This is a genomic window from Burkholderia sp. AU31652 (genome assembly GCF_002223155.1).
GTDB lineage: Bacteria > Pseudomonadota > Gammaproteobacteria > Burkholderiales > Burkholderiaceae > Burkholderia.
This window is the reverse complement of the sequence record NZ_NKFG01000005.1, coordinates 465,078-477,337: the sequence shown is the minus strand read 5'-3', so window position 1 is coordinate 477,337 and position 12,260 is coordinate 465,078. Positions and strand designations below refer to the sequence as shown.

Here is a 12,260-nt window from a genome sequence, read left to right as displayed (position 1 = left end):
GATGAACGAGGACAAGATCAAGGGTCAGTGGAAGCAACTCTCGGGCAAGCTGAAGGCCAAGTGGGGCAAGTTGACCGACGACGACCTGAAGGTGGCCGACGGCAATCGCGAGTATCTGGCCGGCAAGATCCAGGAGCGCTACGGCATCGCACGCGATGAAGCCGAGAAGCAGTTGAAGGAATTCGACCGCGAACTGTAACGCGATAGCGCTTCCATCGCGCTTCAATGCAACCGCCGCGGCGCCAACGGCGTCGCGGCCACCAGGACAACGACATGGGCAAATACCTGATCGCCTGGCTGCTCGGCGTGCCAGTCGGGCTGCTGGTTCTGTTCTTTCTGATCACGCACGTCTTCTGAGCGTGCCGGCTCGATCAAAGCCGATCAAAACAACTCGTTTTCAAGGGAGATGAACAATGAAATTGCTTTCGATCTCGGTCGCCTGCATCGCCTTGATGACCGCTTCGATCCCAGGATTTGCGGCAGGGTGCCTGAAGGGCGCGGCCGTGGGCGGGGTCGCCGGCCACGTCGCGGGGCACCACGGGGCAGTGGGCGCCGCCGCGGGTTGCGCGATCGGCCACCACCACGCGGCAAAGAAAGCCAAGGCGGCAAGCGCGGCAACGGCCGCGTCGCAATGAACGCGTCATGACGGGGCCGCCCGACGTTCTTCGAAACGGCCGGCGTTGCGCCGCGTGCGCGATGCCACCGGTAAGAACATGACCACCCGATTTACAACAATTTCACCAATCCAAGGGGAAAATCGTTCATGGACATGCATGGCTTGATCATATGGCTGGTCATCGGCGCCATCGCCGGCTGGCTTGCGGGCGTACTCGTCAAGGGCGGCGGTTTCGGCCTGCTCATCGACATCGTTGTCGGGATTCTGGGCGCGGTGATCGGCGGCTGGCTCGCCGGATTGCTCGGTATCGGCTTCAGCGGGATTCTCGGCTCGATCGTCATCGCCCTCATCGGTGCGGTGATCCTCTTGCTCGTGATTCGCCTGTTCCGTCGCGCAACGTGACGGGTCATCGAGCGCGCCGGCGAAGCGCCGCATCAGAACACCCCGGCATGACAGGTTCAACGCCATGAGGGACGAGCCCGGCGTTCGACACCGGGCTCGCGACACTTAGTGCCCCTTGTAGAGATCGAGCAACTGGCTATGCAAGGCCATCATGTCCTTGTCATGCTGCATCTGCAGTTTCGCCATCGCTTCGTTGTGCTGCATTTCCATCGCCATCATCTTTTGCTGGATGCCGATGGCCTGGGTACGCTGCTCGGGCGTGAGCTTGTCCATCATCATCATGGTCCAGTCGCTGGTATGCGACATGTAGGTGCCGCTGCGACCAATGCCGCCGCCGTCTGCCTGTGCCGCACCGGCGACGAGCAGGAACGGAATGGCGCCACACAGCATGAGCTTGCGAATCGGGTTCATCCGGGTTCTCCTGTCAAGAAAGGACGTCGGGAAGCGCCCGTGTCGCATGCACGGGTTTCCTGAGCGTGTGTCATGAACTGCCAGCGGACCTCGAGACCTCGTCCAATCAATCGACCCGATGATCGAAAGGTGTCTCCCTGACACGTGCTACGACGAATCGGCTGATGAATGAGGGGTCGACTGGCGAGACGTTTGTCGTCCCGAACCGGCGGATATGACACGGCTCGATGAGATTTTCGGGGTCGCGTCATCCCGCGCGCCCGGCGGTGGCATCCATGACCGCCCATCCCCGAAATGGCAAACGCCCTGCATTCGCAGGGCGCTTCAGGCCGCGGGTCGTGCGTGCGCCGGCCAATCGGTCGCGGCCGGCACAGCCCCCCGCTTTCCTTTCGTTACTTCGCCGCGTTCGCCGTCATCTTGAAGATGCCCTGCGCGTTGCCCGCATCGAAACGCAGGTCGGTCACCCAGCGGCGCGCCGCCTGGTCGAACGTGCGCTTGCGCGTGATGAACTCGTAGAACGAGCCCGGCACGTTGCGCTTCACCGTGCCGCCGTCGCGCGTGCGGAATTCGCGTTCGACGGTATCCGCGCGATACGCGGTCTGGAACACGCGGCCCGAGCGCGAGCGCTCGACTTCCGGCTTCATCGGCCGGCCCTTCGCCTTCTCGTCGTCGGACAGCTTGAACACGTCGGCGACGCGGTCGGTCGCGTGGTTGAACGCGTTGCCTTCGGTCGCGATCCACGCCATTTCCGCCGATTCGAGCAGCAGCGTTTCGTAGTCGAGTTCGTTCGGCAGGTCGTGCTGGCGCGCGAACGCGCCGACGATCTCCGGCAGCAGCGCGTGCGCGGCCTCTAGCGACAGCCAGCCTTCGCGCTCCACTTCCCACAGCAGCGCGACGGCCGCCGGCGACAGCGGATCGCGCGACGTGCTCACGACGTTCGTCACGGCCTGCTGGAATTCCTTCGAGAAACGTTCCGGATGCAGCTCGCTGACGAAGAACTGCGCGATTTCGTCCGGTGCGTCTTCATGCGCATACGCGCGGCCGGTCATGCCGAGCTTGTCGAGCGGGTAACGGCCGTTCAGGCGGAAGCCGAGCGGACGCAGGATGCGCGTGAACGCAGCCTCGCCCGGCGGCAGCGCGCCGGTGTGCGGCCAGCGCACCGTGCGCAGCGCGCCGTGGTCGAAATAGACCGAGCCGCCGCTTTCGACTGCTTCGGCCGTGTACGCGCGGCCGTTCGCCGAACGTTCGAGCAGCCCTTCGAACAGCGCCATGTTCATCGCCTGCGCGATTTCCGCGCGCGTCACGACGCCGTCTTCCCATTCTTCGAGGATGGCCGGCATGTTCAGGGTCGAGAACAGGGCGTCGGTCTTCGCCTGTCCCAGCAGCTTCGTCAGCAAGCTCTCGATATTCGGATTGCGCATCAGGATTCTCGTCTCGGGGGACCGCCGGCAAACGTGCCGGCAACTCGTCGGCCGGCCGCCCCACGGGCGCCTGACCTTGCGTGGAGAGCATTATTCAAAGGGTTGCAGCGGGGCGTAAAGCGAGATTAAATTGATATGTGATGAGTTTTTGGAATTATCAGCCGCTCCCGGCTTCGCCCGCCGGCCCGCACCGGGCAGGTGCGTTCGTCAGACGAATTCAGGGCCTGTTTAGATATGGAACGCACATGCGAATGCCCGAAATCGCTCGTCGGGCAAGGAGTGAGGAGCGCCGTTTGGCCGAGCCAAACAAGCGACGAGCGACGCCGCCATACGGGCGATTTCGGGCATTCCCGTGGCATGATTTTTTAATTTGGGGTTGCCACGAGAACGGCCGCTCGCCGCGTTGCGCTCCTTGCGAATACGTCAGTATTCGCGGCGTCGCGCGCCTCGCGAGCGGCCGTTCTCGTGGCAACGCATGCGCGTTCCATATCTAAACAGAGCCTGACATCATGCGTAAATTCAAGATCCCCAACATGGGCGCGCTCGTGGCTTTCGAAGCCGCCGCGCGCCACGAAAGCTTCACGCACGCGGCCAAGGAGCTGTTCCTGACCGAAAGCGCGGTATCGCGCCAGATCGCGACGCTCGAAGCGAGCCTCGGCGTGCGGCTGTTCGCCCGCGTGAAGCAGCGCGTCGTGCTGACGCGCGCCGGCAAGCTGTACGGCACGCAGGTGCGCCGCGCACTGGAAGCGCTCGACCGCGACACGCTGTCGATCATCGCGCACGGCAGCGGCGGCGGCTACCTGGAGCTCGCGGTGCTGCCGACCTTTGCGTCGCACTGGCTGATCCCGCGCATCAAGAGCTTCTACGACCGCACGCCCGACGTGCGCGTGAACATGGGCAGCCGCACCGACCTGTTCTCGTTCGAGGACACCCACTTCGAGGCCGCGATCCACTACGGCAAGCCGACCTGGCCCGGCACGTCGTCCGACTACCTGTTCGGCGAGGAAGTCGTGCCGATCTGCTCGCCGGCGCTGCTCGACGGGCCCGTGCACAGCGTCGAGGATCTGCTCGCCTACCCGCTGCTGCACTCGACGACGCGCCCCGGCGCGTGGGCGCAGTGGTTCGAGACGCACGGCGTCGAGGACATCCGCACGATGCAGGGCGTGCGCTACGAGCTGCACACGATGCTGATCAGCGCGGCCGCGGCCGGGCTCGGCATCGCGCTCGTGCCGAAGTTCTTCGTCGAGGAACAGTTGCAGCAGCTCGGGCTGGTGGTGCCGTGCGATGCGGCGTCGGTCGGCGATTCCGCGTACTACCTCGTCTATCCGACGGAGTTCAGCCACAGCAAGCCGCTGGAGCTGTTTCGCGGCTGGCTGCTCGAGCAGGCGAGCGCGTATGCGGCGCCGGATGTCGACGCGGATGGCGGCGATATCGTGGACGACGAGGACGTCGAGTAACGGCGCGGTCGCGGCCGCCTCATGGCGCGGCGGCCTCACACGCATGTTGCGTCGGCAGGCTGGCCTTCACCACCTTCACCAACCGCGCGTGATCGGGCTCTTCCAGCCCCGGGCACACGGTTTCCAGATCGCGAATCACGAGCGTCGCGCGCCCGTCGAAGCGGCACACGCGTTCGGGTTGCGCGGCGGGCAGCCGCAGACTGCGCCGTGCATCGCGCTGGTTCGTGAACCGGATCACACCCGCGCGTTGCGAACGGTCCGGCAGGCGCCGCGCCGATGCGTCGTCCTCCTCGAACCACACGTCTTCCCCGCTCTCTTCGTCGCCGTAATCCACTATGAAACGGCCCGACAACGTAATCGCACGGCCGACGTACACCGAATGGCATTCGGGTTCGGCGTCGGCCGGGATCGTCTGCGCGTGCGCCGCGGCCGCGCCGCAAGCCAGCCACAACACGGCGCACAGCACGCGGGCGCGGCCGGTCAGGTTCGACACATCAATCGATTGGCGAATCATGGGCAATGAGGTGCGGGTCATCGTGACGACGACCCGCATCGTCACCCGGCGCCTGCATCACGTGCATTACATGTGCCACTTCACCGTGGCGGTCAGCGTGCGCGGATCGCCGGGCATGTTGTACAGGTCCGCATTGCCGTGCGCGGCGATGAAGTAGCGACGATTGAACAGGTTGTCGAGCGTGAGCGTCACGTCGACCTTCTTGCTGCGATAGCCGGCGCCCAGGTTGAACACGGTAAACGACGGCAGCGTGACGAGATCGCTCGCCGACGTGTAGCGCGCCGACTGGAACTGCATGCCGGCCGCCGCGTAGAAACCGTACGGCAGCTCGCGCTTCACCCACAGGTTCGCGCTGTGGCGCGGCATCAGCCCCGGTGTATTGCTCGACACCGCGACGCCGGCCGCCGTCGATTGCGCCGAGCCGTCGACCGTCCCGTTCAGGTACGCGTAGCCCGCATACACCGACCACTTCGGCGCGATCTCGCCGGTAAAGCCCAGCTCCATCCCGTGTACGTGCTGCGTGCCGATCGGCAGCGCATAGCCGGGATTCGCCGGGTCGCCGATCTGCTGGTTGGTCTGGCGCATGTCGAACAGCGCGACGCTGGCCGTCGCCTTGCCGCCGAGGTCGAAGCGCGAGCCGACCTCATACGCGGTGGTCTTCTGCGGCGCGAGCGCGGCGCCGTTCGAGAATGCGCCCGAGCTGATCAGCGTATCGGCCAGCGGCGAGAACGACTGGCTGAACGATCCGTACAGCGTCAGCCAGTCGAGCGGTTCGTAGATCAGGCCGACGCGCGGGCTCCACGCGTGATCGGTGCGATCGAGGTTGACGTTCGACGACGTGTAGTCGTGGCGGATCTGGTTCAGGTAGTCGAAGCGCAGCCCCGCGAGCACCTTCCAGTGCTCGGTGAGCGAAATCAAATCCTGCGCGTACACCCCCGCGAGCCCGACGACGGTCGACGCGTTCGTCTTCGCCCGCGTGCCGGTCGGCACGCCGGGCAGCACCACCTGCTGCGGATTGAACAGATCGTAGGTCGCGACCTTCGACACGCTGTAGATCGTGTCGAACTTCTGCTGCTGCGACAGTTCGAGCCCGTACAGCAGCTCGTGACGCATGCCGAACAGCGACGTCTTCTGCGTGAGCTCGAACAGGCCGTCGATGCCGTGGTCGGTGCGCTGGCGCGTCGACTGGTCGAGCGTCACGACCGGATGCGCGGCCGTCTTGATCGGCTCGTACGTCACGTAGTTCTTGCGTTCGAGCGAGAAGTCGTACGCGCGGATCGCGCCATGGAACGACAGCGAATCGTTGAAGCGATGATCGAGCGACACCGTCGCGCTCTTCGCGGAGACATCGTTGTACGAGCTGTTCGCCGCGTCGGCCGAGCCGTAGAACGTGTTGATCGGCACGTCGACCGGCCGGCCGAGATACGCGGGCAGCCCCTGGTCGGACGTGCGGCGATCGTGCAGGTAGTCGAATTCGACGTTCAGCACCGTGTCGCGGTCGAGCTTGAACTGCGCGGACGGCGCGATCGCCTGGCGGTTGAGCTGGAACTGGTCGCGGAAGCTGTTCGAGTTCTCGGCCGCGCCGGTGATCCGGAAACGCGCCGCGTCGTTCGCATTCCAGCCGAGGTCGAATTCGCCGCGCCGCTCGCCGCGCGTGCCGAGCGTCACGCCCACATCGCGCACCGGATTCGCGTCCGGCCGCTTCAACACGCGATTCACGATGCCGCCCGCCGAGCCGCGCCCGTACAGCACGGCCGCCGGCCCCTTCAGCACTTCGACGTGATCGACGTTCGACAGATCGCGATAGTAGAGCGCATCGTCGCGGATGCCGTCGACGTACTGGTCCGTGATGCTGTTGAAACCGCGGATCGTGATCTGGTCGCGCTGGCCGTCGCCGACCGAGAAGCCGACGCCCGGCACGTTGCGCAGCGCATCCTGCATCGACGTCGCGTTCTGGTCCTCGATCACCGCGTGCGGCACGACGTTCACCGTCTGCGGTACGTCCATCAGCGACATGTCGGTCTTGGTTGCGGCACGCGAGCGGCCGCCGTCGTACGACGCATGCTCGGCGGTCGCCTTGACCGAGATCGCGGGCAAGGTCGCCGCGGCGTCGCTCGCCTGTGCGAAGGAGGTGCGTGCGCCGGCCAGCGACGTGGCGATCAGCAGCGCATGGCAAGCGCTCTTGTTGAGTTTCATCGTTGAAGTAGAGGCTGAGGGAAAACGGCGAACGGAAACGCATCCGGCCAACGCGCGAACCACGCTGTGAATCGGGCTGGCGACATCCTTTCCGTGAACAAGCAGCGGCGCGCAGGGATCGCCTCGTCGCGCCCACGGGCCGGTGAACGGCCGGCGGCGGGTGGCAGCCGGCCGGCAGAGCCGGCACGAAAGAGGCCGTGACGCTCCGTCACGGCCCGTAACGGAGCGAAATATTAAACGAGAATGATTCGTGTTTTTAGTTAATTTTTAACGTGTCGCCTGCCCGCAACGTGCGTGCGCATCGCGCTCTGCATTCCTGACGAATGCCTTTCTATTCCGCGCTTTTATGCGACCCGACCGTAATAAAAACGAAAGAAATACTTCGGCCGCATCAGGCGATGACGGGCCAGGCAACAGGCGGGATTCGGGAGACGACGACGAAAGGACTGGAGAGGATCACGAAGCATCCGTCGAAGCGGACGGCGCGCATTCGAAGTCCGGTGCGCGCCGGACCGGGCAACCCCGACCCGGCGCTCCGGGCAGCCGACCTCGCATCGGCAGCGCGGCGGACCTTCTTCCGTTCTTCACTACATATGCTCTCAGGCTCGCTTCATTTTTTTCTTCGCCGCGCCGGGCCATTATCCGCTGAAACTGGCCCGTTTGAAACGTTTGCGGGCACTGTTGGCGGCTTATACCAAGCATTCGGCAACAGTCTTTCTGAATGCTTACGATGCATGCGGCGCGATTCGGCAATTCTTGCATTCGCGCCGGCGTTCCTTTTTAATGGAACTGGTTCCAGTCGTTGAATCGGCCAGGGTCACGCGTGACGTGTCGTCGTCCGCGCGTCATGATGCCGATTCAGGATCGAGGATCTCCCCGCTCAGGATTCGCATCGCCCGTCCTTCCCGGACACCCCGTCAAACGAGACCGTCATGCCCGATTCCGCCTCCCTGCAGCAGCTGTTTCCCGCCTTTCAGGACATCCCCGCCGAGTACCGGCTCGCTTCGCCGATTCACCAGCGCGTGTCGCTCGTCGACGGCGCGTTGCGGCCGTGGGACGGCGCGACCAAGACCGTGCTGTCGCCCGTGTGCGTGCGACAGGCGGACGGCAGCGTAGAGCAGGTCGAGATCGGCAGCTACCCGGTGATGGGCGAAACGGAAAGCGACGCGGCGCTCGACGCCGCAGTGCGCGCGTACGACGCCGGCCGCGGCGAGTGGCCGACGATGAAGGTCGAGCAGCGCATCGCGTGCATGCAGGACTTCATCAAGCGGATGGTCGCGCAGCGCGAGCTGGTGGTGAACCTGATCATGTGGGAGATCGGCAAGAGCCTCGCCGATTCGCAGAAGGAGTTCGACCGCACCGTCACGTACATGACGCAGACGATCGACGCGCTGAAGGAGCTCGACAACGCGAATTCGCGCTTCGTGATCGCCGAAGGCACGATCGGCCAGATCCGCCGCACGCCGCTCGGCGTCGTGCTGTGCATGGGCCCGTACAACTACCCGCTGAACGAAACGTTCGCGACGCTGATCCCCGCGCTGCTGATGGGCAACACCGTGGTGTTCAAGCCGCCGCAGTACGGCACGCTGCTGTTCGAGCCGCTGCTCGAAGCGTTCCGCGACGCGTTCCCGAAGGGCGTGATCAACACGATCTACGCGCCGGGCGCGGTGGTCGTGCCGCACATGCTCGCGTCGGGCAAGATCAACGTGCTCGCGCTGATCGGGTCGAGCAAGGTGGCCGACCACCTGAAGAAGCAGCACCCGAAGTCGCACCGGCTGCGCGCGATCCTCGGCCTCGACGCGAAGAACGCGGCGATCGTGCTGCCCGACGCCGATCTCGACCTCACCGTGAAGGAATGCCTGCTCGGCGCGCTGTCGTTCAACGGCCAGCGCTGCACCGCGCTGAAGATGCTGCTCGTGCACCGCTCGATCGTCGACGAATTCCTGAAGCGCTTCACCGCCGCGCTCGAACAGCTGAAGATCGGCATGCCGTGGGAGAAAGGCGTCAGCATCACGCCGCTGCCGGGCATGCATCGCACGGCCTACATGACGGACGCGATCGACGACGCGAAGGCCAAGGGCGCGCAAGTCGTCAACCATTCGGGCGGCGAGTTCAGCAAGACGCTGTTCTATCCGGCCGTCGTGTACCCGGTGTCGGAAGGGATGAAGCTGTACCGCGAGGAACAGTTCGGGCCGATCATTCCGGTGGCGACGTTCGACGACGTGGACACCGCGCTCGACTACGTGACGACGTCGGATCACGGCCAGCAGGTCAGCATCTTCGGGTCCGATCCGGCACAGATCGGCGCGCTGGTCGATCCGCTCGTGAACCAGGTGTGCCGCGTGAACATCAACTGCCAGTGCCAGCGCGGGCCGGACGTGTTCCCGTTCGCGGGCCGCAAGGATTCGGCGGAAGGCACGCTGTCGGTGAGCGACGCGCTGCGCGCGTTCTCGATCCGCTCGATGGTCGCGGCGAAGCAGACCGACAGCAGCAAGCAACTGCTCGATTCGATCGTGTCGGATCACCACTCGAAGTTCATCAATACGGGCTTTATTTTCTGAAGCCGCTCTGATTCGGGTGCCCTCCGCCGCGCGTCAGTGCGGCGGAGTCATCGGGTTGAGTGCGCGCCCCACCTCGTCCGCCTCCGGTCAGATCGCACCAGGCCTCGCGCGCAGACTGTTCAGCAGTGTGTCCCATACTTGCAACGCGCCCGCTTCGTCCACCGGCGAGGTGGCCTTTTCCGGTGGCAAGTCGTCGCGCGCGGGCGCGCCCAGCAGCAGTTCGACCGATGTATGCGGCTGCTCCACCGTCGCGGGATTCCCCGGCGCGAGCAAGTAGAAGCGATAGACGGTGACCGCGCCATCCCTGAGCGCAAACAGCACCTCCTCCGCGTCCATGCCGGCGACCTGCCGTTTGCCTTGGCGCAGGATGCTGTAGCGTCCCGGCATGCGATTGAGTGTCGCGCGCAGCGCGCGCAGATTGCGGGTGAGCGGTTGCTCCAGATCGACGTCCACCGCATCCCTCAGCTTGATCACGAGCAGCGCCGGGCGGCCCGGCATCAACGCGAACGACTGGCTCACTTCTTCCGAGTAAGTTGACGGGCCGGCGACGACCCCGCCATCGAAGCAAAAGCCGGATTCCGTCGGCACGGCCCAGTTGTCGCGCACCTTGATACGGCGGTAGGTATCGTCATAGATGCTTTCGGCCCGGTCCAGCACATCCGCACCGATCAAGCTCGTCGTCCGGACGAGCGTGCGGTTCGCGAACAGATAGCCTTCCGTATCGAACGGCAAGGCGACAGCTTTCACCACCGCATCGTTGAAGACGAAAACCCGTGAGTGCGGCACCGGAGAGAAGGCCTTTTCCAGCGACATGCGTCCCGTCTGCTCCTGCAGATCGACGGGATTCACCCGCTGCTTGGTACGCAGTTCCTTCTCGCGCGCCGCGACTTTGGCATCGTAGTCCTCCGCTGACACATCGTGCGTCGTCACCAACTTTTCGCCGCGGTACTCGTAACGCTCGTCCGAGATCTCGCTCGAGACGGGCCGGTCGAACATCAGGCGACCGATGCACCACGGACGCAATTCCGATAACAACGGATTGTTCACCCCGGGTTCCACGGCATACGCAAACGAGCAGGCACACAGCCCCGTCAGCAAGAGCAGCGAACGAACAAAACGCGCCATCACGATCCTCCCCCGCACATTGATATCTTTCAGTGTCTGCACCCTGTTGCCGAGAAGCACCCGGCGCGTCCATGTTCGGCGTGAAGCAAGCCTCGACACCGATGTCTTTCGTGACTATAGGCGAGCCCATGACGTCCGGTATGAAATTCACCGGAATCATGGGGTGCAGATCGTGAAGTTCATCGATGGACACTTCAAGTTGGGAAGCGCGCCGCTCGCAAAAAAGCCGCTGCACCCACCCGTGCAGCGGCTTTTTTACGCCAGCGCGTCACTACCTAAGCCCGAACCGGGAACGTCAACGCATCGAGTTCCAGCGGCCCGCCGGTCAGCTGAACCGGGCCTTCATCGCCGATCAGCACCGTATCGGAATGACGGAAGCCGCCGACACCCTCGATATAGATGCCCGGCTCGATCGTCAGGCACATCCCCTTCTCGATCGGCCGGTCGTAGCCTTCGGCGAAGAACGGCGCCTCGTGCGCGGTGACGCCCATTCCGTGCCCGGTCCGGTGCAGCATCCGGTCGCCCATTCCCGCGCGGCGGAAATAGTCGTTGACCTTGCGATCGACGTCGCTCAGCAGCGCGCCCGGCATCGCCGCGTCGAACGCGAGCCGCCGCCCTTCCGACATCACATCGAACGCGCGTCGCGCCGCGTCGGGCACGTGGCCAAGGAAGAAGGTCCGTTCGACTTCCGCGCCATAGCCGTTCATCACCGCATTGACGATCGACACGTGCGGGCCGCCCTCCTCCATCCGCATGTCGATGTTGCTGAAGTTGTGCGGATCGTGCGACACGCTGCCCGGCTGGAACACCGCGACGATGCGCGTCGCCAACGGGTTCAGCGTCGGATCGTCGGCCAGCAGCCGCTGCATGATGAAGCCGCGAATGCGCGACGACATCTCCGCCATCCCGAGGCCCGGGCGCGCTTCGTTCAGCAGCAGGTTGTGCGCATCGGTCGCGATCCCGCACGCATACACGTGGCGGCCGATCTCGTAGTCGGACTTGATCATCCGCACGTCGTCGATGATGTCGATGCATACGCGCTCGCCCGGCGTCTGCGCATAGACCTGCAACGGACACACCGACTCGACGCCGACACGCTCGCCCGCCCCGAACAGCGCCTTGAACCGGTCGCTCCATTCGCGCCCGGCCGGCGCCGGAAATTCGAAATACGGAATCAGCTCGAGCTCGCCGACCGAGCGCGTCCGCACATGCGGCTGCTCGAGCTGCGGCACGACGAACTGCGGCGGGCCGCTGCGCGAAATGACCAGCACGAACGGCCGCTCGTGGACGATGTTCGCGAAGTTCGTCAGGTAGTAGATGTTGTCCGGCGAGAACGCCACATAGCGATCGAGGCCGGCTTCCGCCATGCGGGCGCGCACGCGCTCGAGGCGTCCTTTGAGTTCCGCCTCGCTGGGCGGCGCAAACGTAGGGGTGAATTTCATGCGTGATTTCTCCTGTTGAGGGTGACGGGGCGGCCGATCATTTCTACGCCTCCATAGAGCGACATTTCATTCGTTATCCTCTATTTCAGCGATGCGGGTTGAAACCGAATCCGGC

13 protein-coding genes are annotated in these 12,260 nt (G+C 64.6%); 7 read left to right on the top strand and 6 right to left on the bottom strand.

Going from position 1 to position 12,260, the window contains the following annotated elements:
- Nucleotide 1 precedes the first annotated feature (1 nt).
- The 4 genes from CFB40_RS19700 (at nt 2) to CFB40_RS19690 (ending at nt 1,018) form a co-directional block, all read left to right on the top strand.
- Nucleotides 2-199, top strand: a complete 198-nt coding sequence (locus CFB40_RS19700; protein ID WP_009694074.1) for a CsbD family protein — start codon at nt 2-4, stop codon at nt 197-199.
- A 26-nt stretch (nt 200-225) separates the two neighbouring features.
- Entirely contained in the window at nt 226-357 is a 132-nt protein-coding gene (locus CFB40_RS39160) for a hypothetical protein (RefSeq protein WP_256976851.1), read from the top strand.
- 56 nt (nt 358-413) lie between these two features.
- Nucleotides 414-635, top strand: coding sequence for a hypothetical protein (locus CFB40_RS19695; RefSeq protein WP_089428348.1), 222 nt, complete (start codon nt 414-416; stop codon nt 633-635).
- 128 nt (nt 636-763) lie between these two features.
- A complete protein-coding gene (locus tag CFB40_RS19690; protein ID WP_089428349.1) occupies nt 764-1,018 on the top strand; it encodes a GlsB/YeaQ/YmgE family stress response membrane protein in 255 nt (84 codons plus the stop codon).
- A gap of 105 nt (nt 1,019-1,123) precedes the next feature.
- Here CFB40_RS19690 and CFB40_RS19685 read toward each other — a convergent pair whose 3' ends face one another.
- Entirely contained in the window at nt 1,124-1,429 is a 306-nt protein-coding gene (locus tag CFB40_RS19685; RefSeq protein WP_089428350.1) for a hypothetical protein, read from the bottom strand.
- 392 nt (nt 1,430-1,821) lie between these two features.
- Nucleotides 1,822-2,850: a DUF1338 domain-containing protein gene (locus CFB40_RS19680; protein WP_089432128.1), complete on the bottom strand. Its 1,029-nt coding sequence runs from the start codon at nt 2,848-2,850 to the stop codon at nt 1,822-1,824.
- A gap of 509 nt (nt 2,851-3,359) precedes the next feature.
- Between CFB40_RS19680 and CFB40_RS19675 the strand changes: the two genes are divergently transcribed.
- Nucleotides 3,360-4,307: a LysR family transcriptional regulator gene (locus CFB40_RS19675; RefSeq protein ID WP_089428352.1), complete on the top strand. Its 948-nt coding sequence runs from the start codon at nt 3,360-3,362 to the stop codon at nt 4,305-4,307.
- A gap of 19 nt (nt 4,308-4,326) precedes the next feature.
- Here the strand turns inward: CFB40_RS19675 and CFB40_RS19670 are convergent, their stop codons facing one another.
- Together CFB40_RS19670 and CFB40_RS19665 are read right to left on the bottom strand one after the other, a co-directional pair.
- Complete coding sequence (locus tag CFB40_RS19670; RefSeq protein WP_256976850.1) at nt 4,327-4,860, bottom strand: hypothetical protein; 534 nt, start codon at nt 4,858-4,860, stop codon at nt 4,327-4,329.
- A 27-nt stretch (nt 4,861-4,887) separates the two neighbouring features.
- Nucleotides 4,888-7,017, bottom strand: a complete 2,130-nt coding sequence (locus CFB40_RS19665; protein WP_089432127.1) for a TonB-dependent receptor — start codon at nt 7,015-7,017, stop codon at nt 4,888-4,890.
- A gap of 323 nt (nt 7,018-7,340) precedes the next feature.
- Here CFB40_RS19665 and CFB40_RS38720 point away from each other — a divergent pair, with 323 nt between their 5' ends.
- Both CFB40_RS38720 and CFB40_RS19660 read left to right on the top strand, forming a co-directional pair.
- Nucleotides 7,341-7,823, top strand: a complete 483-nt coding sequence (locus CFB40_RS38720) for a hypothetical protein (protein ID WP_179255293.1) — start codon at nt 7,341-7,343, stop codon at nt 7,821-7,823.
- 126 nt (nt 7,824-7,949) lie between these two features.
- Entirely contained in the window at nt 7,950-9,578 is a 1,629-nt protein-coding gene (locus CFB40_RS19660; RefSeq protein WP_089432126.1) for an NADP-dependent glyceraldehyde-3-phosphate dehydrogenase, read from the top strand.
- Nucleotides 9,579-9,665: 87 nt separating this feature from the next.
- Here the strand turns inward: CFB40_RS19660 and CFB40_RS19655 are convergent, their stop codons facing one another.
- On the bottom strand, nt 9,666-10,745 hold the full coding sequence (locus CFB40_RS19655) for a T6SS immunity protein Tli4 family protein (RefSeq protein WP_306427343.1): 1,080 nt from the start codon (nt 10,743-10,745) through the stop codon (nt 9,666-9,668).
- 233 nt (nt 10,746-10,978) lie between these two features.
- Entirely contained in the window at nt 10,979-12,145 is a 1,167-nt protein-coding gene (locus CFB40_RS19650) for a M24 family metallopeptidase (RefSeq protein ID WP_089428355.1), read from the bottom strand.
- Between the last annotated feature and the right edge of the window lie 115 nt (nt 12,146-12,260).